Raw genomic sequence first — 25,814 nt, forward strand, 5'->3', positions numbered from 1 at the left:
GATGAGCTACCCCGCCGACCCCACCGCCCAAGCCGTGTTCGAGGTGATCCGGTCGATGGTGACCGACCTGCTCGACCAGTACGGCTTCGACGGCACCGACGTCACCCCGGCCACCCTCTTCCACGACGACCTCGGGTTGGAGAGCATCGATCTGGTGACTCTCGGCGGGATGCTCGCCGAGCGCTACGGCGACCGGGTCAACCTGGCCGAGTTCCTCGCCGGCCTGGAGATCGACGACGTGATCGGGCTGAGGCTCGGTCTGCTCGCCGACTACGTGCACTCGGCCCTCTCGGAAAAGGCAGGCCTGACCGCGTGAGCTACCTCGTCACCAACGGGGTCCGCACCCACTACCAGCGCCTGCACGCGAAGAACCCCGAGTCCGGACCCGTGCCGCAAGCGGTGTTCGTCCACGGCCTGGGCTACGACAGCCTGGCCAGCTTCTACCTGACCCTCGCGCCGCCGATGGCCGCCGCGGGTGTCGACGTGCTCACCTACGACCTGCGGGCTCATGGCCGGACCGACCGGCCCGCGACGGGTTACCTCGTCCGCGACTTCTCCGCCGACCTGCTGGTCCTGCTCGACGGGCTGGGCATCTCCGGACCGGTGCACTTGGTGGGCAACAGCTTCGGTGCGACGGTGGCCTTCGACTTCGCGCACCAGTATCCCGAGCGCGTCCGCAGCATCGTGGCCATCGAAGGGGAACCGCCGACCGGGGCGTGGTCGGAGAAGATGGCGCGGACCCTCAGCGGCGTCGTCGACGGCATGGCCACCGAACGCTACCTGGCCTGGGTGGAAGACACCTTCGGCGCGCACCAAGCGAGGCTGACCCGGGCCGCGGTGAAGATCATTCGCGCGACCACCATCGTCGAAGACGTACCCAGCGGACCGTTCTTCGACGAGGCCACACTGGCTTCTCTTCTCCATCCGGTGCTCTCCGTCGTGGGCAGCGAAGGGTTCCAGAGCGAAGACCTCCACGGCCTGCAACGGCTGCTGCCGAACTGTCGCACCCACATCGTCGAAGGCCAAGATCATTCCGTGCTCGTCAAGCGCCACCACGAAATCCGGCCGGTCATCCTGGACTGGATCGCCCGGCACCACCGGGCACTGACCGCGGCCGGGGACCGGCCGTGAGCCGGTTCCTGGTCGTCGTGCCGCCCTTCACCGGTCACATCAATCCGCTCGTCCCGGTCGCCGAAGAACTGCGGGCCCGCGGCCACGAGATCGCCTGGGCCGGGGACGAGACCGCCCTGAACAGTTCCTTGGCGGGCTACTGGCCGGTTCACGCGTGCGCGCGCTCCGCGGACGTCACCCGGCCACCCCAGCTCCGTGGCTACGCGGCGCTGAAACACCTGTGGGACGAGATCCTGCTGCCGCTGGCCGACGCGATGGCGCCGGATGTGCGCGAGGCGGTGCAGCGCGTGTCCCCTGACGTCGTTCTCGCCGATCAGCAGGCCTTCGCGGGCGCCTTGGCCGCCGAGCGGGCGGGGCTGTTGTGGGTGACGTCAGCGTCGACGTCGGCCGAGCTGACCGACCCCCTCGCGGTGACGCCGAAGGTGCGGGACTGGCTGGCCGCCCGGCTCGCCGACCTGTGCCGGCGGCACGGTGTGCCGTCCGGCGTCGATCCGCGGTTCTCCCCGCACCTGGTCATCGCGTTCACGACCGCTGTCCTCGCCGGCCCGACGGCCGCCCCGGCGCAGTTCGTCGGGCCGGTGCGCCACGCTTCGGGCGACCGTGCCGACTTCCCGTGGGCACGGCTCGCGCCCGGACGAACCACCGTGCTCGTGACCATGGGCACGGCCAACACCGAGGTCACCGGTGGCTTCCTGCGCGAATGCGCCACGGCGCTGCGGGAGCGGCCCGGTCTACAGGCCGTGTTCGCCGACCCCGGCGACCACCTGCGGGACGAGCCCGGCGATTTCGTCCGGGCTCCCTGGCTACCTGTACCGGAGCTGCTGCCGCACGTGTCCGCGGTCGTCTGCCATGGCGGCCACAACACCGTCTGCGAGAGCCTCGCGTACGGGGTGCCGTTGGTCGTCGCCCCCATCCGCGACGACCAGCCGATCATCGCCCAGCAGGTCGCCGCGACCGGAGCAGGCGCCCGGCTCCGGTTCGGCCACAGCCGGGCCGAGCACATCGGAGCTGCCCTCGACCGGGTGCTCGGCGACCCCGCGTTCACCACGGCGGCCGGGAAGGTCCGGGATTCGTTCGCCGCCGCGGGCGGAGCACCGGCCGCCGCCACCGCGCTGGAGAATCTCGCGGCCGGAGTTCACCGCTCCCGCGAGACCCGCGCGTAAGCCGTCCACGCGCCCACGCCGGCGAAGATCGCCGCCAGCACGGCGGCGATCAACGGCGCGGGGCCCGCTGGAGTGCCGAGGGCCAGTGCCCGGGTCGTGTCGACGGAATAGGTCACCGGGTTGACCTTCGACAGCACCCGCAACCACCCGGGCATAGTCTCGACCGGCATGTAAGCGCTCGAGCTGAACATGAGCGGGAACATCACGACGAACGTGACCGCCTGCATGGCCTCCAGCCGCGGGCGCCACACCGCGATCGCCAGGAAGACCCAGCAGAGGGACCAGCCGACGACGACCGTGAACAGCGCGGCCGCGGCGAGTCCTCCGGCGTTCACCGGACGGAACCCGAGCGCCAGCCACGCGATCACCAAGATCACGACCAGCTGCAGCGCCAGCCGGATCGCGTCTGCCAGGGTCCGGGCCGTGAGCAGCGACATCCTCGCCACCGGCATGGTTTGCAACCGTCCGGCGAACCCGGTGTAGGTATCGCTGAGCAGGCCGAATCCCGCACCCATGGCCGTGGTCAGAGCGATGTTGACCATCGTCGCCGGCAACAGGAAGTTGAGGTAACCGGCGAACGCGGCCACCCCGGGAATGGCCCCTACCCCGGCGAAGACCTGACTGAACAGCAGGAACAGCACCACCGGCTGCAGCAGGCCCAAGAACAACAGCTTCGGGTCTCCGAGCGTGGCGCGCACGTAGCGACCGGTCAGCACCCGTACCTGGTAGCCGAACGAGCTGCTCTCCCAGGCCGTGGCCGTGGGGGCCGGCAGGCTCACCCGCGCGGTCACCGGCGTGCCTGTCCTGCGCCGTGGAGAGCGAGGTAGACGTCCTCCAAGGTCGGCTCGGTCACGCGCACTTGCGTCACCGGAAGCTGCACGGAGTCGAGTGCGCGCACCGCGGCCACCACGTCACGTCCATCGTGCACCGGCAGCACGACGGCCCCGGACCGGGGATCGACTACTCCGGGCATCCCGAGGCCGTGCAAGCGGCGGATCGCCTGATCGCGGTGCCACTGGCCCGGAAAAGAGAGGGTCAGCAGCTGGCTGCCCAGCCGGCGTTTGAGCGCGGCGGGCGTGTCCGCGGCGACGACCCGGCCACCCGCGAGCACGAGCACGTCGTCGGCCAGTGCTTCGGCTTCGGCCAGGTACTGCGTGGTCAGCACCACCGTGATCCCGGTGCCCGCCAGGTGTTTCAGCGTGTCCCACAGCTGCCGGCAGGCGACCGGATCGAGCCCGGTGCTCGGTTCGTCGAGGAACAGGACCTCCGGACGCCCCAGCAGGCAGGCCGCCAGATCGGTCCGCCGCCGCATCCCGCCGGAATAGGTTCGGACCCTGCGTCCCGCCGCTTCGGTCAGGTCGAAGGCCGCGAGCAGCTCGGCTGTTCGTTCGCGGGCCTGTTTGGCCGTCGCGCCGAGCAGCCGGGCGAGGAGCACGAGGTTCTGCTCACCCGAGAGGTTCTCGTCGAGCGCGGCGAACTGCGTGGCCACCCCGATGCGGCGGCGCACCTGCGCGCCACCTCGTTCGACGTCCCAGCCGCAGACCCTCGCGGTTCCGGTGTCGGCCCGCACGCGGGTGGACAGGATGTCGACCAACGTCGTCTTTCCCGCCCCGTTGTGCCCGAGCACACCCAGAATCCGGCCCCGGCCGACCGCGAAGCTGACCTCGGCCAGGGCCTGCACCTGCCCGTAGGACTTGCCGAGCTCCGCGGTCACGATGCGCGGCGACGCGCCGGCCCCGCCTCGCCCGCTCAGAACACCCGCCCGACGTCTTGGGCCACGATCCTCGACATGCTGTGCTCGGCGAGCGCGGCGATGGTCATCGACGGGTTGCAGGCACCGGTCGAGCCCGGGATGCGCGATCCGTCCAGGACGTAGAGCCCCTGGTGGCCGGTCACCCGGCCGTACAGGTCCACGGCCGATCCCAGCGGAACACCGCCCAGCGAGTGCCACGTCGACGGCGCCGTGGTGTTCGTGTCGACCATCAGACCGCCACCGGCCAGCGCGAGCGCCGCCATGCGCGCCGCGATCAGTGTCTGCAGCGCGGCGTCGGCGGCGACCGGCCAGGTCAGCACGGCGTCGTCCTTCGTGGCGTCGTAGGCCCAGGTGCCGGCGGCCGGCACGACCCCGAACCCGACGACCGTCATCAGCTTGACGCCGTCCAGGGACGCGGGTGCGCCGGCGTGGATGATCGTCAGCGGGATCGGGCTGGCCGGGTCGCTCCCACCGACACAGGCGGGGCCGCCCTGCTGGGTGCCGGCATCGCCGTTCATCCCGATCCAGGCGTAGATGCGATCCCCGTTGTTTCCCCACTGGGTACCGATGGAGTCGGGCAGATCGGGAATGAGCCCCTTCGCCTTCGACTTCACGAGCAGCCTGGTCGTACCGGGTGAACCGGCGTTGAGGAACACCGAGTCGGCGATGATCCGCTTCTTTTCCTGGACGGCTCCGGCGGTGTCGATCCGGTCAACCTCCAGCACCCAGCGCTTGTTCGAGTCCATCGCGATGTCGCGCACGACGTGCAGCGGTGCCACGCGGACCTTGCCCGTGGCCTCCGCGGCCGCCAGGTACGTGACGTCGATCGAGTGCTTGCCGCCGTTGTTGACCCCGAAGGCGATGTCGCTCGTGGTGTAGGTGGGCTCGTAACGCCCGTCCAGTTCACCGCGGACGAAGTTCCAGTCGACCGGCAAGGGAACGCGAAAGGTCTTCAGCCCGGACTTGGCGGCGACGTCGGTGAACAGGCGCGACGATTTGTACGGATCGGTCTTCAGGATGTCGTCGGGAATGGTCGAAATACCCAGCATCTGCGCGACCCGGGGATAGGCCCACAGGTTGAGCTCGTCGTAGAGCCCGGCCGCCGCGGGGATCGACTTCGCGAAGTTCGCCTTGGTCGGCTGCAGGGACATCCCGTGGTACATGAGCGAGCCACCGCCGACGGCCGCGCCGCAGTTGGCGGTCATGCCGTTACCCTGTACGGCCTCGATCACGCCGGTGAACGGCGTCCACGTCTTGTCGACGCCGGGGACGACACTGTGGTCGGTGAGCCAGGCGGACCGGTTGTCCATGTTGGCGAAGCGGCAGAACGTGGTGGCGTTCGGACCGGTCGGCCACCGCAGACCGCGTTCGAGAACGAGGGTCGACACCCCGGCCTGCGCCAATCGCAGCGCGGACACGCCACCACCGAATCCCGAGCCGACGACGACCGCGCGCTCTCGCTGCTCGGTCACGGTGGTGGAGGAGCCGACGAGCGCCGCGGCGGCCCGGCCCGGGCCGGCCAGCACACCGCTGACGGCCACCGCACCCAACGCCGCCGCACCGAGCACGTGTCGGCGGCTGATGCGCGCTTCTCCGGGGACCGGGGAGTTTTCAGGCATGGTTGACTCCATTGTCATCCGCTTTGCGAGGAACAAGCGTCATGGTCATTTCACAGTGAACAATGGTTCGCGAGGGCCAATAACCGGCCAGAAGGACACTTTGACATTACCCGTCCAGCTCATGCTTGGATAATGGTAATCGAAAACAACAATTGCCTCGAACCGATAGCACCTGGTGCTAAAACCGTCCAGCCCGACCGTCGACGCCGGCTCGGCGTCACCCATCCGAGGCATATTTAAATCAACCGGTTGACTGAAACTTTGCCGACCGGTTGACTGGGGGTCCCAGCGCCAAGGAGGTTGGCGATGCCCCACCCGGTGACGGCCACGAGCGGCCGGACATCCCGCTCTGTGCGCAGTAACGCCACCCGGGAGTCGATCCTGCTCACGGCGGAGCGGTTGTTCGCCGAATTCGGCATCGAGGCCGTGTCCAACCGCCAGATCAGCGAAGCCGCGGGCCAGGGGAACAACGCGGCGGTGGGCTACCACTTCGGCTCGAAGACCGAACTCGTGCGAGCGATCGTGATCAGGCACAACGAGGCCGTCGAGCGGCTGCGGGCCGGGCAGGTCGCCGCAGTCGGCGACAGTCCCGGGCTTCGCGAATGGGTGACCTGCCTGGTCCGCCCGGTCAGCCGCCACCTCGCGAGCTTGGGGGTCCCCAGCTGGTTCGGCCGGTTCGCCACGCAGATCACCACTAGCCCGGCTTACCGCGAGTTCATGACGGCGGACGCCATGAACTCGCCGGCACTGATCCGAACCGTGGAAGGTCTTGACGCCTGCGTCGCAGACCTGCCACCGGCCATCCGTGCCGGGCGGCACAACATGGCTCGTCAACTCCTGGTGCACATGCTCGCCGAACGAGAGCAAGTACTCGCCGAAGAAGGGCTCGCCCCGCGCGTCGGCTGGGACGAGGCGGCCGACGGCCTGGTCGACGCCATCGTCGGGATCTGGCTGGCACCGGTGAGCGGATGCTCGTGAACGGCGTTTCGCCCCAAACGAAAGAGGTTCGAGCATGACACCCGGCACCACCGAGGGAACCGGCCTGCCCCAGAGTGTCCTCGTCGTCGGCGCCTCGGCCGCCGGCTTGTCCACAGTGGAGGCTCTCCGCCGCGGGGGCTTCCTCGGCTGGGTGACCGTGCTCGGCGCCGAACCGCACCTGCCCTACGACCGGCCGCCGCTGTCCAAACAGGTCCTGGCCGGCACCTGGGAGCCCGAGCGCGCCGCACTCCGTTCCGCGGCCGCGCTGGTCGCGCTCGACGCCGAATTCATCCTGGCGGACGCGGCGGTGCGCCTGCACAGCGAAAGCCGGACGATCGAAACCGCCGGTGGGCGTGACCTCACCGCCGACGCGGTCGTCCTGGCGACCGGAGTTCGTCCCCGCACGCTGCCGGGCCAGCCGACCCTGGCCGGGGTGCACGTCCTGCGGACTCTCGAGAATTCCGCGGCTCTGCGTCGCGACCTCCTCAGGTCGAATCGGCTCGTCGTCGTCGGCGAGGGCGTGCTGGGCGCCGAAATAGCCGCCACTGCCCGGGGTATGGGCCTGGAAGTAACCATCGCCGGTCCGCAACCGGCGCCGATGACGCTTCAGGTCGGGCCCATGGTCGGCGCCCACCTGGCGAAGCTGCACCTGGAGCACGGCGTCGCGTTGCGCCTGGGCACCGGGGTCAGCGACCTGACCGGCAACGATGGCCGGGTATCCGGGGTGCGGCTCGACACCGGCGAACTCCTGCCCGCCGACGTGGTAGTCGTCGCGATCGGGGCGGTCCCGGTAACGGACTGGCTCGCCGACAGCGGTCTCGAACTGGGCAACGGCATCATCTGCGACTCCCAGTGCCGGGCCTCCGAAGGCATCTACGCGGTCGGGGACGTCGCGCGATGGCACCACGAACAGCTCGGCGGTCTGCTCCGGCTGGAGAACCGGACCAACGCGATCGAACAAGCGGCGGCGGTCGCTGCGAACATCCTGGGCGAAGACCGGCCTTACACACCGGTGCCCTACTTCTGGACTGACCAGTACAACGCGAAGCTGCAAGTGCACGGATTTGTCGGAGGTACCGCAGAGACAGCCATCGTCGAAGGAAATCCTTCCGACCGGCGATTCGTCGTCCAATACCGCCAGGGCGGGCGTGTCACCGGAGTGCTGGGCTGGAACATGCCCAAGCAGACCCGGCTACATCGGCAAGACGTCGTCGACGGCCTGCTCGACCCGGTTTCGTGACGATCGCCCCGCGTCGCGACGCGGCAAGCACCCGAACTCGGCTGCTGAGTGCCGCTGCGCTTCTCTTCGCCCGCGACGGCTACGCGAGCACTTCCGTGCGGGACATCGCCGACGCCGCCGGCGCGAACGTTGCCCTCATCAACCGCTACTTCGGTTCGAAGGAGGGGTTGTTCAGCGCTTGCTTGGCCAGGGGTACCGCGCGCGTGCTCGACGAATCCGGCAGCCGAGCGGCGGAGCTTCTCCTCGGTGACCACCAGCACTTGCTGTTGCTCGCCCACCACCCCGGCACCGAGCGGGCCAACCGCATCCGGCTCGCGGGGCTGCGCGCCTTCGGAACAGCGTTGTCCGCGGAGTCGGCGCAGCAGACCGGCGACGATGGGGAGAAGTACGTCCTGCCGGCCCAGCTGCTCCTCGCTGCCGCGATCGGAGTCGCGCTCCTGCGCTCGGCGGGACTACAGCCACTCGCATCGGCACGGGAGCAAGCCCTGCTCGAACCGCTGGCGGAACTCGCGGGTCTACCACGCGCCGAACACCGTTGACATGCTGAACTCGGCGAAGAGCTGCTGGCGAACACGACCGTAGTTTCGGGTCAGCGGACGGAGTGCCGGTCGCCGACGTCCGCGAGCGCGTCCGAAGGCGACCGGCCCGGCCTGATCCGCTAGACGATCGTCACTCCGTCCAGCTCACCTGTCGACCGCCACTTCTCCAGCAGCTCGAAGAACTGGACCGGACCGGCTCCGTAGCCGGCCGAAAGGAGGCTGTCGGGATTCTCGTGATCCCCCTCGGTGTCCAGGTAACTGGGGGTGCAGTCCCGGAAGAAGTCGATCGCCGCGACGGAGAGCTCGTGCATGGTCGCCACCCACGCGTCCTCGGCGGCCGGATCGGCTTCGATGGTGCCGGCTCCCCTGGCCGCCCACTGCTCGAGCAAGTAGGCCAGGTGCCGGGCCCGCTCCTCGGCGGTGTGGGTGTAGTTGTGCGCGATGCCGGTCTGGGTATAGCCGAGGAAGAAGCAGTTGGGGAAGCCGTGGGATTGCAGGCCGTGGAACGTGCGGGGTCCGTTCTTCCACTTGTCCGACAGCCGCAGGCCGTCCCGGCCGATGATGTCGAAGCCCGTCCGGCGGGTGTAGCCGGTGCCGACCTCGTACCCGGTGGCGAAGATCAACGCGTCCACTTTGTACTCGACTCCGCCGACGACGACGCCGTCCTCGGTCAGCCGCTCGATACCCCGGCCGTCGGTGTCGACGAGCTCGACGTTGTCGCGGTTGAAGGTCTGGAGGTATTCGTCGTGGAAACCGAGCCGCTTGCACAATCGCTTGTACCAGGGCTTGAGGGCCTGCGCGGTCGCCTTGTCGACGACGATCGAGTCGATGCGGTCGCGGACCCGTTGCATCGAGTGGTAGTCCTGCTCATAGAGGAAATCGAAGATGTCCTCCATCGTCATGGCACCGTCGCGCCGGGCCATCTCCTTCATCACCGCGGCGGCCGTCAGCTCGAACGAGACCTCGGTCCAACCGTCACCGACGAGGTCCAGCTCGAGTTCGGCACCCGCCGTCACGCGAGTGAAGTTCTCCATGCGCCGACGCTGCCAGCCTGGCTCGAGTTTCGCCGCCCACCCGGGATCGGTGGGGCGGTTGTCCCTGACGTCGACGGCGTTCGGCGTGCGCTGGAAAACGTAGAGCTGCCGGGCCGAGCGGCCGAGGTGCGGCACCACTTGGAGGCCGGTGGCACCGGTGCCGATGATGCCGACGGCCTTGTCGTGCAGCCCGGTGAGGTCTCCGGCCTCGCTCCCACCGGTGTAGCCGTAGTCCCAGCGGCTGGTGTGGAAGGTGTGGCCGCGGAACTCGTTGATGCCGGGGATACCAGGGAGCTTGGGCCGATGCAAAGACCCTGGCGAGACCGCCACCACCGCGGCGGTGATGCGGTCGCCCCGGTCCGTTGAAACGATCCACTTCTTGGCCGTTTCGTCCCACGTCATCCCGGTGACGCCGGTCTGGAACAGAGCGTCCTGGTACAGGCCGTAGTGCTGTGCGATCGCCCGGAGGTGCTCGCGAATCTCGGCTCCGAAGGCGTAGCGCTGGGTAGGCATATAACCCAGCTCTTCCAGCAGCGGCAGGTAGATGTAGGACTCGATGTCGCACTGGATGCCAGGATAGCGGTTCCAGTACCAGGTACCACCGACGTCACCCGCCTTGTCGAGGAGGCGGATGTCGGAGAACCCGGCCTCCTGCAGGCGTACCGCGGCCAGCAGCCCACCCAGCCCGGCACCGATGATGAGCACCTGCACCTCGTCGTCGACCGGCTCACGGTCGACTCGATCGGTGTAAGGATCATCGGCGTAGTGCGAGAACTCCGCGGTGACTTCGACGAACTGGTCGACCCCGTCGGCGCGGAGCCGCTTCGCGCGTTCGTAGGCGTACTTGGCGCGAACCCAGTCCGGGTCGTATCCCTCGGGCTGAGGCCCCGGCGCGGTAACCGTCATGTCAGCGACTCCCCGTCCCGCCGAAGCGCTCGCGCAGCGGCCGGTCGTCGGGGTCGGGCCGGTGAATACCGCGGTCGACCAGACGCGGCACGACTTCGTCGATGAACTCCCGGATCGACAGCGGGCCGACCGGGAACATGAGGTTGAAGCCGCCCACCGCGCCGTCTTCGAACCACAGGGCGAAGTCGTCGACGATCTCGTCGTAGGATCCGACGAACTTGCGGTGGGTAGCGCCACCACGGCCGATCGCGTGCGCTGTCACGTCGCGCACCGTCACACCCGGACGCTCGTGGATCCAGTTGTACAGCCCCACGTAGTTGCCGAAGGTACTCGTGATGGTCTTCTCCACGTCCTCGGGCTTGGGCAGCACGTTGACTGGGAACGGCTCGTTCACGTCGTCGAAGGAGAGGAAGATGCCGAACTGCCCGAGTGCGAAGGGCGCCAACATTTCCCAGTCGACGTAGTCGTCGAGAGCGCGCATCTTCTCTTCGGCCTCGGCAGCGGTGCGGCCGACGAACGGGATGAAGCCGGGAATCGCCGGGACGCTGCCGGCCGGACGTCCGGCCTTGAGCAAGGCCTTGTCGAGGTCGGCCCGGTAGGCTGCGGCTCCCTCACGCGTCGTGGCGTTGGTGAAGACCATCTCCGCGTGCTTCGCCGCCACCGCGATGCCTGGTCCGGATCCCCCGGCCTGCGCGATCAGCGGGCGCCCTTGCCGGCTCGGAGCGACGTTCAGTGCTCCTTCGACACGGAACAGCTCGCCTTCGTGCTTCATCTGGGTCGCGTAGAACCGGGTCACACCGTCCGGATCGGTGCGCAGCTCACGGTTCTCCCACAAGGCGGTCACGACATCGAGGAACTCGTCCGCGCGCCGGTACCGGGTCTCTCGATCCGGGTGCGCCTTCAACCCGTAGGCCAAGGCGAAGTGGTCGCCCGCGGTCGTCACGGCGTTGAACCCGGCGCGCCCATCCGAAGCCTGGTCCAGGGAAGCGAGCAGACGAGCCAGCGTGTACGGGTCGTAGAACGTCGTCGAAGCCGTCGCGATCAGTCCCACGTGCCGCGTCACACCCGCCATGGCGGTCAACGCGGTGATCGGCTCGGCGGGACCCCCGTCGGGAGCGGGCGAGTTCACCGCACCGGGAACGTCCCCGAGAAACACCGCGGTGAACAGGCCCTCGTCGGCGAGTTTCCCGTACTCCATCAGGCGCGTGAAAGCGTCCTGATGCGGCCGTCCGGTCTGCGCCCGCTCGTAGGCGAGGGCACCTTGGTGGAGGTTCAGGTCGTTCCCCACCAGGTTCAGGTGGAGGTAGCGTCGATCCGACATCGGTTCTCTTCCTTGGTCCGTGCATCACTGCGGTGTTCGTGTCGCACCAGACCGGGGACAGGCACCCCGGTGTACCGGCCAACGTGGGCAACGCCACGTCACAGCAGTGAACACCCAGCGGCATTTTGAGTCAACTGGTTGATTCAAAAACCTGAGTCTCGACGTCGTCGTCAGTGGGCGCACCATGACCGTTTTTGATACCTGGCGCCAACTTCCTCGCGATGTCGGCCCCGGAACACTCACCTGCTTGACGTGGCCGAACACCGGCACCTAGCGTCCGATCACCCGACTCGGCAGCGGTCAAAGGAGACGCCATGCGACGCAACGGGACACTTCGCCGTGCTCGAAGCGCCGGGGTACGCGCCACCGCCCTGGCCCTTCTCCTCGCGTCAACGACGATCACACCGGCCGCGGCGACCGACGACGGCACCGTCGTTACGATCTCCGACGGGACACTCCGCGGTCAGGCCGACTCCGGCGGACGGCACTTCTCCGACATTCCCTACGCGGCGCCACCGACCGGCGACCTCCGTTTCCGCCCGCCCCAGGCGGTGGCGCCGTGGACCGGAGTGCGAGATGCGACCCTTCCGCAACCGGCCTGCCCCCAGACGCTCGCATCGGACACCGACGAAGACTGCCTGGTGCTCGACGTCCGCACCCCGCCGGAGCCCGAGTCCCGCAACCTCCCGGTCATGGTGTGGATCCACGGCGGTGCCTACACTTCCGCCTCGGCGTCCGCGTTCGATTTGAGCCCCGTGGTCACCATGGGCAAGGTCATCGTGGTCAGCATCAACTACCGCCTCGGCGCGCTCGGCTTCCTCGGCCTACCGGAACTGATTTCCGAATCCGGCACCACCGGCAACTACGGGATCCTCGATCAGCAAGCCGCCCTCAAGTGGGTAAGGCGCAACATCGCCGCATTCGGCGGAAATCCCCGCAACATCACCCTCTTCGGCCAGTCAGCGGGAGGCCACAGCGTCTGCACGCAGTTGATCTCCCCCAGCGCGTCCGGGCTGTTCGACAAAGCGATCTCGCAGAGCGGAGGATGCATCGGCACCAACCTCGGACCGACACCCGCCGCCACCGCGTACACCCGCTCATCGGCGTTCGCCGACAAGGCCGGCTGCCGGGACAGCGCAACCCGTCTCGCCTGCCTGCGCAGCATGACAACGACGGACCTGGTGAACGCGCAAGGCAGCAGCCTCGCCATCGGCGACCTGACCTGGACACCGACCATCGACGGGACCGTGATCCAAGAGCCCATCGCAGACGCCTTGGCCGCCGGCCGGTACCACCACGTCCCTCTGATCACGGGCAGCACACGGGACGAGGGCCGGTTATTCGTATCGCTCGAATTCCACTTCGGAAAACTGCGCGCGTCGAACGTCGAGGAGCTGCGACAACACATCCGGCTACTTGCCGGTGCCAGCACGGCCGCGCTCGAGTCCACCTACCCGCCGTTGAGCCCGATCGACGCCGATACGGCAATATCCGACGTGATCACCGACGGCGGCTTCTCCTGCGCCGCGAACAAAGTGGTCGCCGAGGTTCGGGGCTCAGACCAGCCGCTGTACCACTACGAATTCGCCGACACCACCGCACCGGTCACGCCGCCTCTGTCCCTCGATCTGCTGTGGCAGTTCAAGGCCTACCACGGCTCGGACGTCATGTATCTGACCTCCAGTCTGCAAGGAACTCCTATCGTCCTCGACGACGCCCAGAAACGACTCTCGAAGCAGCTGATCGGCTACTGGACCACGTTCGCCGCGACCGGCAACCCCAACGGTGCTGGGCGGCCCGAATGGCCGGCCGTCACCCAGACCTCATCGCCGGTACAGCGCCTGGCACCGAACCGGACTGCCCCCTTCGCCACATTCACCACCGACCACCACTGCGCGTTGTGGTGACGGGAGACCAGCATGATCACTCACTCACCCACTCGTCCCGAACTCGGCGCGGCCATCGCCGCGCTCGCCGTGGGAGAACCCGTCGTCGTCGCCGACGGCCGCGAAGGCCACCTGGTCTTCGCCGCGGCCCTCGCGTCGCCCGAACTGCTGGCCTTCACCGTGCGCCACACCGCCGGTTTCGTGCGGGTCGCCCTCACCGTCGAAGACTGTCTCCGGCTGGACCTCCCGCCGATGCACTACCGGGGTGATCCCGCGCAGCGGGTGACGGTCGACCTCCGGGGGCCGGGCACCGGCATCTCGGCCACCGACCGCGCGAGGACGATCGCCGCACTCGCCGCGCCGCACTCGTCCCCCGCCGACTTCACCCGTCCCGGACACGTCGTCCCAGTGGAAGCGGGCACGGGCGGACGCGGTGGCGTGGCCGAGACAGCGATCGAGCTGGTGCGGCGATCCGGTCACCCGCCGGCAGCGGGGTACAGCACCCTGGTGTCCCGGATCGATCCATCACGCATGGCGCAGGGGGACGAGCTCGGAGAATTCGCCGCCGAACACGGTCTCGCCGTCATCGTGGTCTGATCGCCGGCGACGGTCACCGCGGATCCTGCTGTGGAGCGATCCGCCTCGCCGCATCCACCGGTGCGGTGATCACACCCATCCGCAGCAACAGGTCGGGCACACGCTGAATGCGACGAGCGTCCAGCGTCGAGCCGAAGGCAGGCATCGAGAGCAGCTTCGCTACCGTCTCGTTGATCTTCGCGTGCTTCACCAGCAGAGGCTCCACCTTCGAACGGTCGCCGGCGGCGTCGAGAGTGGCTTTCTTCATCGCGCGCTGGAAAGCAGCGAGCGTCCTCGGGTTGTCGTGCACCCACTTCTTCGTCGCCCCGTACCCCGCCAGCGGGAAATCCTGGGTGGCTCCGGAGCCGATGTCGATGACGGGAATCGCGTCGGCCTCGTCGGCCGCGATGGTGACGTAGGGTTCCGCGACGTAGGCCGCATCGACCCGGCCTTGCCGCAGCGCGGCCGCCACCTGCGGAAAAGGCAGCTCAACCCAGATCACCGAGTCGTAGGGAACACGGTGGTCACTCATCACCGATTTCGTGAGCACGTCCGATGCGGTGTTTTTGGCGGTGATCGCGACTTTCCGCCCGGCCAAGCCACTTAAGGTCTTCGCGGGCGAGTTGGGTCCCACCACGATGGCATTGCTGTTCGGACTGACCGAAGTCGCATCGGATACCAGCAGGAGATCCGCACTGCCCTTCGCGGTGAACAACGAGACATAGCTGGAGAACGCGATGTCAACCGCTCCCGAGACGACGTTCGCCGTCGAGGCCTGCCCGCTTGCGGCCATGACCGTCTCGACGTCAAGCCCCTCGGCCTTGAAGTAGCCCGCGTCTTGGGCGAGCCAGAAAGGACCGAGATCGGTGAGTGGCTGGATCGACACTCTGATCTTCGATTTCTCGACACCGGATCCGCCCGACGGCGCGCTCGCGTCGTCCGATCCCAGGATCCGGCAACCGCTTACTGCCGCCAATAGCGCGATCACAACAACGACATCCGACACGATCCGGCGCACCCATACGCGGCCGGCAAAGCTTCCCGACAAAAGAAATTCCCTTTCCAAGGGTACGGTTGACACAGTACCGATTCAGCGGCCGGGACGTTATGCTTGACGGTTGAGCATCGTCAAGCGAGTGAGCGTTTTTCAGGCCCACGAACTTCTCGCTTATCATCGAATGTCAATGCATCGATGGTGTAGATGAGATGTCGTGCGGCTGACCGAGCTGGTGGTCCGCTGGACGGCGAAGCCGCGAAGGCGACCGGGATGAGGCCGGTGTATTCCCACGAGTAACGGCCGAAGTTCGCGGCATCGGTGAACCCGAGATGCGCGGCGACCGCCCAGGCGTCCGATCGGGCTTCAGCGAGCACGGTCGGGCTTCGCGCAGGTGTCCGTGTCCGACCGGCGCACGACGCAGCACGCCGCTTCAGCCGGACACCACCGCGTTGGACATCCGACAGCCGGCACCCGCGCTTCCTGTACTTCCCCACAGTGCGCCGGCCGCCCTGGTGCGGTTCCCTGTGAAGGGTGCACATCCGCCCCACGACGAGGTCCCACCACCTGACGCACTTCGGCGTGCTCGAGGCCGAATCCGACGGCAGGTCGTTGTCGGCCGTCACCGGCTGGGACGGCGATCCCGACCCGCGGCGCATCATCCACAACGTCGCCGGCAGTCAGCACCACCCGACCCGAGTCACGCGGCCCGCGGTCCGCCGCGGGTGGCTCGAGCACGGCCCCGGCGGACGCGGGCGGGGCGACGAGCCGTTCGTCGAGGTCAGCTGGGACCAGGCACTCGACCTGCTCAGCGCCGAGCTGCGCCGGGTCTACTCGGCCCACGGTTCCTCCGGCGTCTACGGCGGGTCCTACGGGTGGTCGAGCGCCGGCCGGTTCCACCACGGGCAAAGCCAGCTTCACCGGTTCCTCAACTGCCTCGGCGGCTACGTCTCGGCGGTCGGTGACTACAGCTACGGCACCTCGGGAATTCTGCTGCCCCACGTAATCGGATCCGCGAAGGACATCATGGCCGGGGCGACCACGTGGGAGGTGATCCGCGACCACACCGAGCTGTTCGTCTCCTTCGGCGGTCTGTCGCACAAGAACACCGCGATCGGCCCCGGCGGAATCGGGCGGCACGACACCCGCGCGGCGATCCGGCGAGCTCACGATGCCGGTTGCCGGTTCGTCGACGTGACCCCGATTCGCGACGACGCGTTTCCCGAGGCCCAAACCTGGTGGATCGCTCCCCGGCCGGGCTCGGATGCCGCGCTGATGCTGGCACTCGCCTACGTCATCGACGCGGAAAACCTGGTGGACCACGACTTTCTGGCCACGCACACCGTCGGTTACGAACGCTTCATCGACTACGTTCGCGGAACACACGACGGCGAGCCCAAGTCTCCGGAATGGGCCGCCCGCATCAGCGATGTGCCCACGCGGACGATCGTCGATCTCGCCCGGCGGATGGGCCGGTCGCGGACCATGATCAACCTCAGCTGGTCCATGCAGCGGCAACACCACGGCGAGCAGCCGATCTGGCTCGGCGTCACCCTCGCCGCCATGCTCGGCCAGATCGGGCTTCCCGGCGGCGGGTTTCAGCACGGCTACGGCTCGTCCGCCGACGTCGGCCTGGCCGACCGGGTGCTCAATCCGCCGGCGCTGCCCCAGGGCGTCAACCGGGAGCCGGAGTTCATCCCGGTGGCACGCATCGCGGACATGCTGCTCGAACCCGGCGCGGTGATTCCCTTCAACGGCAAGGAAATGACGCTGCCCCGGATCGAACTGGTCTACTGGGTCGGCGGCAACCCGTTCCACCACCACCAGGATCTGGCGAAGCTCCGCAGGGCTTTCACCAGGCCCGCGACGGTTGTGGTCCACGAACAGTTCTGGACCAGCACGGCCCGCCACGCGGACATCGTCCTCCCGGCGACGATGTCGATCGAACGCGACGACTTCGGCGCCGGCCGCAACGACCCACTGTTCTTCCCCATGCCCGCACTGACCGAGCCCGCCGGCGAAGCGAAGGACGACTACGCGATCTTCGCCGGACTCGAGCAGCGGCTCGACCTCGGCGGTAGGTTCACCGAAGGACGGTCGGTCGAGGACTGGTTACGCCATCTCTACACCGGCTGGCGCGGGCGCCTCGCCGACCGGGGCCACGACGTTCCGTCCTTCGAGGAATTCTGGCGCAGCGACCACATCTCGATCCCGGTTACCGACGCGCGACAGGTGCTGCATTCACCGTTCCGCGCCGACCCGGTGCGGAACCCGCTCGCCACGCCGTCGGGCCGCATCGAGCTGTTCTCCGAACGCATCGAGTCCTTCGGCTACGCGGACTGTCCCGGCCACCCCGTCTGGCTGGAGCCTCGCGAGTGGCTCGGCGGCGGTGATCGCGCGTACCCGTTGCACCTGATCTCCAATCAGCCCGCGACGCGGCTGCACAGTCAGCTCGACATCGGTGCCACGAGCCAGGAAAGCAAGATCCACGGGCGGGAGCCCGCGAGGATGCACCCGGCCGACGCCGCCACCCGCGGCCTCCGTTCCGGCGACGTCATCCGGATCCGGAACCAGCGCGGCTCCTGCCTGGCCGGGCTGATCGTGTCCGACGCGCTGCGGCCCGGCGTCGTGCAGCTGTCGACCGGCGCGTGGTACGACCCTGATCCGGCCGATCCCTCCTTCTGCCGGCATGGCAACCCGAACGTCCTGAGCCCGGACCTTCCCTCGTCGAGCCTTTCCCAGGGCACCACGGCCCAGCACACCCTCGTCGAAGTGGAGCGCTGGGAAGAACCGGTGCCGCCGCTGGCCGTCGACAAGCCGCCACCGCTCGTCGGAAACGGCCCTGTCACCGCCAATGCCGATTAGCCGGCGCGGGTGCTGCCGCGGCAGTATGTCTTGTCCCGGGAGCCGACGCTCCCGGATGAGGCGTCCTCAGGCTGTTCTTCCGCGATCTCCCGGGCGACGATGCCGGCCAGGGCGCGGACCTGCTCCACGCGCTCTGCCGGATACCCCGCAAGCGGGTTGAGGAGGAACGTCCGTACCCGCGAGGCGGGAAACTCCGTCACTTGGCTGCGGATCGAATCCTCGTCGCCCATCAGTGACCACATCCACCAGGTCCCGCAGCACGGCCGCGCGAACTGGTTACGCACCTTGCACCGCCTCCGGCGGCGGCTCACCGAGGCGGACGTGGACCTGGAGTCGGATATCGAGCTCGCGACGTTTCTGATGCCGAGCGCTGCGACCGAGACCGGGAGCTCCGTGCGCACCGGGTGGTTGATGATCTTCAGCCGCCTGCCCAGCCCGGAGCCTCCGTTCTCCTTCCTCAACGGCACGCGGTAACGATTGCCGTCGTAGTCCAGAGGCTCACGGCGCCAGACCTTGCGGCAGATCTCGATGACTTCGCTGGTGCACCCCAGGGGGCGTCGTACTGATGCCGTGAAAGCCTCCGACAACCTGCGGACCACTGGCTCCCACCCCGGGGTGAACCGGCCGCCCGAAACGTAGTCGGGGCCGGCGGCTGTCATCGAGGTCAGGGTGGGCGTGCGTGAGGACTTCGGGCTACGCCGCGGTCCGCCGCTTGAACATCACGACCCACTGCCCTTCCTGGCAGACGACGTCACGATGGTTGAGCACCTGGACGTCGAAGGTGACGATCCCGCGGTCGGGCTTCGAGGCCGACGCCTTCACCACGGCGACCGCCTGCCGCACCCGGATGGTGTCACCGGGCCGGACCACGTCCTTGAGGTTCCAGGTCATGCCCAGGAACGCGAGCGCGGTGCCGTCCTTGATCCCCAGCCGCGACTCCAGGCCGGTCGCGACCGCGAAGACGCCGGGACCGTGGAAGATGCGGCCGCCGAACTGTGTGGTCTTCGCGAACTCCTCGTCGGTGTGCAGCGGATTGTAATCGCCGGACAGCCCGGCGAACGCGGCCAGGTCGGCTTCGGTGATGGTTCGCGCCGGCGTCGTCCAGGTCATGCCCGGCTCGAACTCGTCGAAGTACAGGCCGCTCGAAGTCTTCGCCGGTGCCTGCTCGATCGTCATGGTGATTTCCGCCCCTTCGCCTTGCTCCCGGTGGAGACTCCACAACTGTGCTCCCGCGGCCGTGCTCCGGCCATTGGCCGTTCCCCGAACCGGCGCCTCGTCGCCCGGAATCCTCACGAATCCGTCCGCTTCAGCCGATAGTCCAGTCCCTTGAGCGCTTCGCACTCGGCGAGCCCGCCGTCGCCGAACCGCTCCGCCGAGACGGTCGACGCCGGCCACTTCCTTGGCCCTGGGTGATCGACCTCCTCGGGGTGCGCGCGCCTTCGGCTCGCGGGATGGACCGCCGGAGTAGCTTCTCAGGCGATCTTCTCGTGCCGGTAGAAGTCGACGTGCTCGGACGCGGCGGGGCGGTGGCCGAGGATCAGGTCCGCAGCTTTCTCGGCGATCATCATGACCGGCGCGTAGAGGTTCGCGTTCGGGATGACGGGCATGACCGACGCGTCGACTACGCGGATCCCGTCGAGGCCGTGCACGCGCATCGTCCGCGGGTCGACCACCGCGTCCTCGCCGGTGCCCATTTTGCAGGTGCCGCACGGGTGATAGGTCGTCTCCGCGTCACGGGCGACCCACTCGAGGATCTCGTCGTCGGTCCGGACCTCGGGCCCCGGCGACAATTCTCCGCCGTTGAAAGGTTCGAACGCCGCCTGGTTGAGCAGCTCCCGGGTGCTCCGGACGCCGTCGATCCATTCCTTGCGGTCCTGCTCGACCGACAGGTAGTTGAACGTCAGCACCGGCGCCTGGGCCGGGTCGTTCGCGCGCAGCTTCAGGTGCCCCTTCGACTGCGGCGTCTGCGGTCCGAGGTTGATCTGGTACGCGTGCTCGGTCGGCGCTGGGGTCCCGTCGTTGCGGACGCCGAGGGCGAGCATGGTCAGCATCAGGTTCGGCATGTCCACTTCGTCGTTCGAGCGGAGGAAACCGCCTGCCTCGAAGTGGTTCGTGGCCGCGGGCCCCTTGCGGCGCAGCAGCCAGTTCACCCCGATGCCCGGCCAGCTCTTCGGTTTGAGGATGCCCGCCATCGACACGGGCTGGGTGCAGGCGTACATGATGAACGCCTCGAGGTGGTCCTGCATGTTCTCGCCCACGCCCGGCAGGTCGGCCACGACGTCGATGCCGAGCCGGTTCAGCTCGCCGCCGTTGCCGACGCCGGACAGTTGCAGCAGCTGAGGCGAGTTGAACGCGCCACCGCAGAGGATGATCTCCGTGCCACGAACGACGGTTCGTCCTTCGCGTCGGGAGAGCAGTTCGACACCGACCGCCCGCGACCCTTCGAAGAGGACCCGGCTCACCAGGGCACCGGTCGACACGGTGAGGTTGGTCCGCCGCCGGACGGGGTCGAGGTACGTGCGGGCCGCGTCGTAGCGTTCCCCGTCCTCGATGTTGCAGTCGAAGGCCGCGAATCCCTCCTGGCGGTAGCCATTGACGTCGTCGACGACCGCGTAGCCGGCTTGCCGTGCCGCGTCGAACAAGGCCCGGAACAACGGGTTGTCCGCGCGGTGGCGGTGGACCGGGATCGGTCCGAGCCGGCCGCGGTACTGGCCCGACAGATCGGTACCGGTGAACTGCTCGAGGCGCTTGAAGTAGGGCAGGCAGTGGGCATAGTCCCAGTCCGCCATGCCCGGAGCTTCGGCCCAGCGTTCGTAGACGAGTGGATTCGCGCGCTGGAAGAACATGCCGTTGATGCAGCTGGAGCCGCCGACGAGCTTGCCGCGGTAGTGCTCGATCCGCCGCCCGCCCAGCATCGGCTCGGGCTCGGACTTGTACTGCCAGTCGTACCAACGGTTGCCCATGACGAACAGGAAGGCAGCCGGCACCCGGATCGGGTAGTCGAACCGCGAATGCCCCCGGCCGGCCTCCAGGACCAGCACCTTGGTGCGCTCGTCGGCGGAAAGCCGGTTGGCGAGCGCGCAGCCGGCCGAACCTCCGCCGACGATGATGTAGTCGTAGCTCTCGTGCTTCATCTGACGTCCTTCTTCTGTTCTCACACGGGGCATCGCACCCGGTCTGCGCGCGGGTTTCACGGAACGACGACGTACTTCCCGACGTGCTCGCGCTTGAGCAATCCGGTCTGGGCCTCGGCCAGTGCGGACAGCGGGAACACGTCTTCCAGCAACGGCCGCAGACGACCGCTCCGCACGAGCTCCACGAGCCGGGCGAACGTTTCCGCGGAGGGGCAGGTGATCCCGTGGAGTTCGAGATCCTTGTAGATCACCTCACGCAGGTCGATCCTCGTCGTCGGCCCACCGATCGCGCCGGCCGTGGTGTAGCGGCCCCCGCGCCGCAACAGCGTCAGCAGCGCACCGAACAACGGACCACCGACGACGTCGGCGACCACGTCGGCGCCGCGTTCACCGATCAGCGCCTCGACCGCACGCCCGAAGTTCTCACTTTCCCTCGCCACCACGTGGTGCGCGCCGAGTTCACGCAGACGCACCTCCTTGGCGGCTCCGGCGACGGCGACCACATACGCTCCCCGGGCCAGGGAAAGCTGGATCAGCGCCGTTCCCACGCCCCCGGCCGCGCCGGTGATGACGATGGTCTCGCCCTTGGCGAGGCCGGCGCGCTGGAGCATCTCCTCCGCGGTGTCGTAGGAACACGGGAAGGTCGCCAGCTCGGCATCGCTGAGCATGGTCTCGATCGTGTGCGCATTGATCGCCGGCACGACGACGAATTCGGCGAAGCCGCCGTCTCGTTCGCTCCCGAGGTACTCCGCCAGCTGCGCGCGAACCGGCCCGTCCGGGTCACGGACCGACGGGTCGACGAGGACCCGGGTCCCGATACGAGAGGCCTCGACGCCCGCGCCGACGGCCCCGATACGCCCGGCGACGGCCGCGCCCTGGATACGGGGAAACCGCACGGTGTTCTTGTCCCACGACGACGCGGCACCGTCGTCGCGTCCGCGCACGCCCAGCTCTTCGGAGACACTCGTCTCCACCACCGGATCGTACCAGCCGGTGCGGGTGTTGATGTCCGTGTTGTTGAGCCCGCAGGCGCCGACCCGGACGAGCACTTCACCCGGTCCGGGGACCGGGGTGGGCACATCGCGGTGCTCGAGCTTGTCGAGCCCGCCGTGTCCGGTGAGGACCACCGCGCGCATCGTCGCGGGCACGGTTGCGAAGTCGCCGTTCATCGTCCGCGACCCCGTCACCTGAGCAGCTCGGGCTTGACCATGACGTGCTTGAGCTGGGAGTACTCGTCGATGCCGATCCCGGACAGCTCCTTGCCGTACCCCGAACCGCGGAAACCGCCGAACGGCATCTCCGACGCGGTGAAGATGTGCTGGTTGACCCACACCGTCCCGAAGTCCAGCTCGCGAGTCAGCCGCAGCGCCCGGCCGAGATTCGTGGTCCACACGCTCGCCGACAGTCCGTATTGGACGTCGTTGGCCATGGCCAGCATCTCGTCCTCGTCGCGGCCACGCTGGATGGTGACCACCGGGCCGAACACCTCGCGCTGGATGATCTCCGACGACTGCTCCGCCTCGGTCACCACCGTCGGGGCGTAGAACCAGCCGTCCCGCGGGAGCCGCTCGCCGCCCAGCGGGACCGTGGCCCCCGCGGCGCGGGCTCGGTCGACAAAGCCGGCGACCCGCTCCAGCTGGACCTCGGACACCACCGGGCCCATGTCCGTCGCCGGATCACCGGGGTCACCGACACGCAGCTCAGCGGCGCGGGCGCAGAACGCCGCGACGAACTCGTCGTACACGGAGTCCTCGACGATCAGCCGGCAGGCCGCGGTGCAATCCTGCCCGCTGTTGGCGAAGCCGAAGTCGACGAGATCGCGCGCGGTCTCCCGGACCGGACTGTCGGCGAACACCAGAACCGGTGCCTTGCCGCCAAGTTCCAGGCCGACCTTCTTCAGCGTCTCCGCGGCCGAGGCCGCGACCGCCTTGCCGGTCGAGACGTCACCCGTCAGAGCGACCATGCGCACGTCCGGATGCGCCACGATGGCCTTCCCGGCCGACGAATCGCCGAGCACCAGGTTCAGCACCCCCTGGGGTAAGAAGCGGTTGGCCACGTCGACCAGCTTGATGGTGGTCTGCGGCGTCAGTTCCGACGGCTTGAGCACCACGGCGTTGCCCGCGGCGAGCGCCGGCCCGATCTTCCACGCCGCCATCAGCAGCGGATAGTTCCACGGCGTGATCAGCCCGACCACACCAAGCGGCTCCCGCCGGAGCCACGAGGTGCTCTCGTTGGCGTATTCGCCGGCCGCCGGCGCGTGCGAATTGCGGGCGGCGCCGGCGCTGTAGCGAATCACGTCCCACACCCACGGCATCTCACCCCGCGCGTGCGCGATCGGCTTGCCGACGTTCTCGGACTCGAGCTCGGCGAACTCGTCCGCCTCGGCTTGGACAGCGTCGGCGATCCGCAGCAGCACCTCCGCGCGCTCCGCAGGAAAAGTGCGGCCCCACGCGCGGGCGCCGCCCGCCGCCGTCCGGACGGCGGCGTCGACATCCTCGTCGGTGGCGTTCCGGTACGCCGCGATGGGCTGTTCGGTCGCGGGGTTGACGACGACCGAAACACCGGGGTCGCCGACGTCGGCGACCCACTGCGCCGCGGCGCCGCGGTGATCGACGGAGGTGGTCACGATAACGCTCCTTGCTGGCCGAAAACAGAAACACGGGCGGACACGCTGAGCACTCACTTAGTCGACTGTGGACTTTCCGGGGACCGGCGGCGTGGCACGGAGGCAGTCGAGCACCGCGTCGGTGAACGCCGACGTCGACGCCGTGCCGCCGAGATCGGCGGTACGCACGCCATCGGCGAGCGCCTGCTCGAATGCCCGGACCAGGCGGTCCGCCGCAGCTTGCTCGCCGAGGTGCTCGAGCATCAGGGCGCCGGCCCACATCTGTCCCACGGGGTTGGCCAATCCCTTCCCCGCGATGTCGGGCGCCGACCCGTGGACCGGCTCGAACATCGACGGGTGATCCCGCGGCGGATTCAGGTTCGCCGACGGGGCCACGCCGATCGACCCGGCGACGGCGGCCAGCAGGTCCGACAGGATGTCCCCGAACAGGTTGGACGCGACGATGACGTCGAGCGTCTCGGGCTTCAGGACCGCCCGCGCGGCGAGCGCGTCGATCAGCACCGACTCCAGTTCGACGTCACTGCGGACGCCGGCGGTGTTCCGCACGACCTCGTCCCAGAACGGCATCGTGTGCAGGATCCCGTTCGATTTCGTCGCCGAGACGAGACGCCCACTGCGGCCGGCGGCGAGATCCGCGGCGAACCGCGCGACCCGTTCGACACCCGCGTGCGTGAAGACGGTCTGCTGAATCGCGAGGCCTTCGGCGCGGCCGTCGTAGGCACGCCCGCCGATTTCGGAGTACTCGCCCTCGACGTTCTCCCGGACGATCACCGCATCGAGGTTCTCCGCCCCGGCAACCCGGGCGCGGATGCCGGGCAGCAAGCGCACCGGCCGGAGGTTGACGTACTGCAGGAACGAGCGACGGATCGGGATGAGCAGTCCCCAGAGGGTGACGTGGTCGGGGATACCCGGGGCGCCGACGGCGCCGAGGAAGATACCGTCGCCGTCGGCGAGTTCGTCGACGCCGTCGCGTGGCATCATGGCGCCGTCCCGCAGATAGCGCTCCGAACCCCAATCCCGTTCGCGCCAGGCGATCTCGAAACCCTCCAGGAGGGCCAGCTCGTCGATGCACCGGATCGCGGCCGGCACCACTTCCCGGCCGATGCCGTCCCCGGCGATGACGTCGATGGTGTAGCGGTTCATCGCGCGCCACCCCGCTGTCCGGCGTAGAGGGTGTCGTACAGATCGAGCCGCCGCAACGCGAGGCCGGGGGCCTCCGGCTCGGCGCGCGAGGCCAGCAGGAGATCGTGGTCCAATGTCGCGAACACGATCTGCTCACCGTCGGACTCCGCGGCGGCGAGGATTCCGTCGTTGACCCCGACGGTCTTGTCGACCGGTCCGGCCACCACCGCCCGGCCCACCGCGTACATCGGCGCGTCCGCGGGCAGGCCGTTGTGGCCGACCAGCGGCGACATCACAACGTAGAGCTGGTTCTCGATCGCGCGGGCCTGGCAGCCGGTCCGGACGCGGTGCACGCCGCGCCGGTTCCAGGTCAGCGACGGGCAGAAGATCAGGTCGACCCCGCGGTGGACGAGGTAGCGGGACAGCTCCGGGAACTGGATGTCGGCGCAGATCAGCACGCCCGCGGTGAACGGTCCTACCGACGTCACGAGCAGTTCGTCGCCGCCCACGGCCCCCAGATCGTGTTCCTGCGGCGTCAGGTGGATCTTGTCCTGCAGCTCGACGCGCCCGTCGGGATGGGCCACGAAGGCGGTGTTGCGCAGGGAGCCGTCGCCGGCCAGCCGGTTGTGGCTTCCACCCACGACCACGATCTGGTGCTCCTCGGCCATCCGGCGCGCCGCCTCGGCTATGGCGTCGGTGAACGTCGGCAGAACCGTCCAGTAGTCCGCAGAAACCGTCGCGGTCGTCACGGTGTGGTCGGTGATGGAGGCGAGCAGGCCGGTGCTGGCCAATTCGGGGAACACCACCACGCCCGCGCCCTGGGCGGCGGCTTTGCCCACGAGACCGTCCAGGCGGGCGACGAATCCGTCAACGGTGCTTTCGGCTCGCAACGCCAATTGCACCGCAGCGACGGTAAGAGAGGCCACG

Annotated in this window: 22 protein-coding genes and 1 pseudogene; 9 read left to right on the forward strand and 14 right to left on the reverse strand. The window is 68.5% G+C overall.

Annotated features, from left to right (window positions below):
* Window position 1 precedes the first annotated feature (1 nt).
* The 3 genes from ACWEVP_RS03665 to ACWEVP_RS03675 are packed head-to-tail and all read left to right on the forward strand — an operon-like array spanning window position 2 to window position 2,294.
* Window positions 2-316 carry a phosphopantetheine-binding protein gene (locus ACWEVP_RS03665; RefSeq protein WP_452061077.1) on the forward strand — a complete coding sequence of 105 codons (315 nt, stop codon included), beginning with the start codon at window positions 2-4 and terminating at the stop codon, window positions 314-316.
* Complete coding sequence (locus tag ACWEVP_RS03670) at window positions 313-1,131, forward strand: alpha/beta fold hydrolase (protein ID WP_452061078.1); 819 nt, start codon at window positions 313-315, stop codon at window positions 1,129-1,131. Before ACWEVP_RS03665 ends, ACWEVP_RS03670 begins: the two co-directional genes overlap by 4 nt.
* Complete coding sequence (locus tag ACWEVP_RS03675; protein WP_452061079.1) at window positions 1,128-2,294, forward strand: nucleotide disphospho-sugar-binding domain-containing protein; 1,167 nt, start codon at window positions 1,128-1,130, stop codon at window positions 2,292-2,294. Before ACWEVP_RS03670 ends, ACWEVP_RS03675 begins: the two co-directional genes overlap by 4 nt.
* Here the strand turns inward: ACWEVP_RS03675 and ACWEVP_RS03680 are convergent.
* The 3 genes from ACWEVP_RS03680 to ACWEVP_RS03690 are packed head-to-tail and all read right to left on the reverse strand — an operon-like array spanning window position 2,267 to window position 5,666.
* Window positions 2,267-3,085, reverse strand: a complete 819-nt coding sequence (locus ACWEVP_RS03680) for an ABC transporter permease (protein ID WP_452061080.1) — start codon at window positions 3,083-3,085, stop codon at window positions 2,267-2,269. The two genes, ACWEVP_RS03675 and ACWEVP_RS03680, sit on opposite strands and share 28 nt — an antisense overlap.
* On the reverse strand, window positions 3,082-4,008 hold the full coding sequence (locus ACWEVP_RS03685) for an ATP-binding cassette domain-containing protein (RefSeq protein WP_452061081.1): 927 nt from the start codon (window positions 4,006-4,008) through the stop codon (window positions 3,082-3,084). The genes ACWEVP_RS03680 and ACWEVP_RS03685 overlap by 4 nt, the downstream gene beginning before the upstream one ends.
* Before the next feature lie 35 nt (window positions 4,009-4,043).
* On the reverse strand, window positions 4,044-5,666 hold the full coding sequence (locus tag ACWEVP_RS03690; RefSeq protein ID WP_452061082.1) for a GMC oxidoreductase: 1,623 nt from the start codon (window positions 5,664-5,666) through the stop codon (window positions 4,044-4,046).
* Window positions 5,667-6,017: 351 nt separating this feature from the next.
* On the opposite strand from ACWEVP_RS03690, the gene ACWEVP_RS03695 reads away from it, so the two are divergent.
* The 3 genes from ACWEVP_RS03695 to ACWEVP_RS03705 are packed head-to-tail and all read left to right on the forward strand — an operon-like array spanning window position 6,018 to window position 8,423.
* Window positions 6,018-6,644, forward strand: coding sequence for a TetR/AcrR family transcriptional regulator (locus ACWEVP_RS03695; protein WP_452061083.1), 627 nt, complete (start codon window positions 6,018-6,020; stop codon window positions 6,642-6,644).
* A gap of 34 nt (window positions 6,645-6,678) precedes the next feature.
* A complete protein-coding gene (locus ACWEVP_RS03700; protein ID WP_452061084.1) occupies window positions 6,679-7,884 on the forward strand; it encodes an NAD(P)/FAD-dependent oxidoreductase in 1,206 nt (401 codons plus the stop codon).
* Window positions 7,881-8,423, forward strand: a complete 543-nt coding sequence (locus tag ACWEVP_RS03705) for a TetR family transcriptional regulator (protein WP_452061085.1) — start codon at window positions 7,881-7,883, stop codon at window positions 8,421-8,423. Before ACWEVP_RS03700 ends, ACWEVP_RS03705 begins: the two co-directional genes overlap by 4 nt.
* A gap of 119 nt (window positions 8,424-8,542) precedes the next feature.
* Here ACWEVP_RS03705 and ACWEVP_RS03710 read toward each other — a convergent pair whose 3' ends face one another.
* Complete coding sequence (locus tag ACWEVP_RS03710) at window positions 8,543-10,363, reverse strand: flavin-containing monooxygenase (RefSeq protein ID WP_452061086.1); 1,821 nt, start codon at window positions 10,361-10,363, stop codon at window positions 8,543-8,545.
* Between the two features lies 1 nt (window position 10,364).
* A complete protein-coding gene (locus ACWEVP_RS03715; protein WP_452061087.1) occupies window positions 10,365-11,684 on the reverse strand; it encodes an NtaA/DmoA family FMN-dependent monooxygenase in 1,320 nt (439 codons plus the stop codon).
* A 314-nt stretch (window positions 11,685-11,998) separates the two neighbouring features.
* Here ACWEVP_RS03715 and ACWEVP_RS03720 point away from each other — a divergent pair, with 314 nt between their 5' ends.
* Entirely contained in the window at window positions 11,999-13,591 is a 1,593-nt protein-coding gene (locus ACWEVP_RS03720; RefSeq protein WP_452061088.1) for a carboxylesterase/lipase family protein, read from the forward strand.
* 12 nt (window positions 13,592-13,603) lie between these two features.
* On the forward strand, window positions 13,604-14,167 hold the full coding sequence (locus tag ACWEVP_RS03725; protein WP_452061089.1) for a 3,4-dihydroxy-2-butanone-4-phosphate synthase: 564 nt from the start codon (window positions 13,604-13,606) through the stop codon (window positions 14,165-14,167).
* Between the two features lie 13 nt (window positions 14,168-14,180).
* On the opposite strand, the gene ACWEVP_RS03730 is transcribed toward ACWEVP_RS03725, so the two are convergent.
* Window positions 14,181-15,164 (reverse strand): ABC transporter substrate-binding protein, encoded by a 984-nt coding sequence (locus ACWEVP_RS03730; protein WP_452061313.1) that lies wholly within the window; start codon window positions 15,162-15,164, stop codon window positions 14,181-14,183.
* A 110-nt stretch (window positions 15,165-15,274) separates the two neighbouring features.
* Window positions 15,275-15,517 (reverse strand): hypothetical protein, encoded by a 243-nt coding sequence (locus tag ACWEVP_RS03735; protein ID WP_452061090.1) that lies wholly within the window; start codon window positions 15,515-15,517, stop codon window positions 15,275-15,277.
* Window positions 15,518-15,674: 157 nt separating this feature from the next.
* Between ACWEVP_RS03735 and ACWEVP_RS03740 the strand changes: the two genes are divergently transcribed.
* Window positions 15,675-18,005: a molybdopterin-dependent oxidoreductase gene (locus ACWEVP_RS03740; protein ID WP_452061091.1), complete on the forward strand. Its 2,331-nt coding sequence runs from the start codon at window positions 15,675-15,677 to the stop codon at window positions 18,003-18,005.
* On the opposite strand, the pseudogene ACWEVP_RS03745 reads toward ACWEVP_RS03740, so the two are convergent.
* The 7 genes and pseudogenes from ACWEVP_RS03745 to ACWEVP_RS03775 form a co-directional block, all read right to left on the reverse strand.
* Window positions 18,002-18,676 (reverse strand): annotated as a pseudogene (locus ACWEVP_RS03745) (LLM class flavin-dependent oxidoreductase); the annotation flags it as partial. The gene ACWEVP_RS03740 and the pseudogene ACWEVP_RS03745 overlap by 4 nt on opposite strands.
* 22 nt (window positions 18,677-18,698) lie before the next feature.
* Complete coding sequence (locus ACWEVP_RS03750) at window positions 18,699-19,181, reverse strand: MaoC/PaaZ C-terminal domain-containing protein (RefSeq protein WP_452061092.1); 483 nt, start codon at window positions 19,179-19,181, stop codon at window positions 18,699-18,701.
* A 296-nt stretch (window positions 19,182-19,477) separates the two neighbouring features.
* The gene (locus tag ACWEVP_RS03755; RefSeq protein ID WP_452061093.1) at window positions 19,478-21,139 is read right to left on the reverse strand and encodes a choline dehydrogenase; all 1,662 of its coding nucleotides are present in this window, start codon (window positions 21,137-21,139) and stop codon (window positions 19,478-19,480) included.
* Between the two features lie 56 nt (window positions 21,140-21,195).
* Window positions 21,196-22,308 (reverse strand): alcohol dehydrogenase family protein, encoded by a 1,113-nt coding sequence (locus tag ACWEVP_RS03760; protein WP_452061094.1) that lies wholly within the window; start codon window positions 22,306-22,308, stop codon window positions 21,196-21,198.
* Between the two features lie 14 nt (window positions 22,309-22,322).
* Window positions 22,323-23,765, reverse strand: coding sequence for an aldehyde dehydrogenase family protein (locus ACWEVP_RS03765; RefSeq protein ID WP_452061095.1), 1,443 nt, complete (start codon window positions 23,763-23,765; stop codon window positions 22,323-22,325).
* Window positions 23,766-23,822: 57 nt separating this feature from the next.
* Window positions 23,823-24,908 carry a tartrate dehydrogenase gene (locus ACWEVP_RS03770; protein WP_452061096.1) on the reverse strand — a complete coding sequence of 362 codons (1,086 nt, stop codon included), beginning with the start codon at window positions 24,906-24,908 and terminating at the stop codon, window positions 23,823-23,825.
* Window positions 24,905-25,789, reverse strand: a complete 885-nt coding sequence (locus ACWEVP_RS03775; RefSeq protein WP_452061097.1) for a nitrilase-related carbon-nitrogen hydrolase — start codon at window positions 25,787-25,789, stop codon at window positions 24,905-24,907. The genes ACWEVP_RS03770 and ACWEVP_RS03775 overlap by 4 nt, the downstream gene beginning before the upstream one ends.
* Window positions 25,790-25,814: the final 25 nt, after the last annotated feature.

The sequence above is a fragment of the Amycolatopsis sp. NPDC003865 genome, assembly GCF_053605345.1.

Coding starts and splice junctions, on each gene's coding strand:
- ACWEVP_RS03690 (WP_452061082.1), bottom strand. CDS start 5,666: ATGCCTGAAAACTCCCCGGTCCCCGGAGAAGCGCGCATCAGCCGCCGA.
- ACWEVP_RS03755 (WP_452061093.1), bottom strand. CDS start 21,139: ATGAAGCACGAGAGCTACGACTACATCATCGTCGGCGGAGGTTCGGCC.
- ACWEVP_RS03770 (WP_452061096.1), bottom strand. CDS start 24,908: ATGAACCGCTACACCATCGACGTCATCGCCGGGGACGGCATCGGCCGG.
- ACWEVP_RS03720 (WP_452061088.1), top strand. CDS start 11,999: ATGCGACGCAACGGGACACTTCGCCGTGCTCGAAGCGCCGGGGTACGC.
- ACWEVP_RS03700 (WP_452061084.1), top strand. CDS start 6,679: ATGACACCCGGCACCACCGAGGGAACCGGCCTGCCCCAGAGTGTCCTC.
- ACWEVP_RS03665 (WP_452061077.1), top strand. CDS start 2: ATGAGCTACCCCGCCGACCCCACCGCCCAAGCCGTGTTCGAGGTGATC.
- ACWEVP_RS03715 (WP_452061087.1), bottom strand. CDS start 11,684: ATGTCGGATCGACGCTACCTCCACCTGAACCTGGTGGGGAACGACCTG.
- ACWEVP_RS03760 (WP_452061094.1), bottom strand. CDS start 22,308: ATGAACGGCGACTTCGCAACCGTGCCCGCGACGATGCGCGCGGTGGTC.
- ACWEVP_RS03710 (WP_452061086.1), bottom strand. CDS start 10,363: ATGACGGTTACCGCGCCGGGGCCTCAGCCCGAGGGATACGACCCGGAC.
- ACWEVP_RS03750 (WP_452061092.1), bottom strand. CDS start 19,181: ATGACGATCGAGCAGGCACCGGCGAAGACTTCGAGCGGCCTGTACTTC.
- ACWEVP_RS03725 (WP_452061089.1), top strand. CDS start 13,604: ATGATCACTCACTCACCCACTCGTCCCGAACTCGGCGCGGCCATCGCC.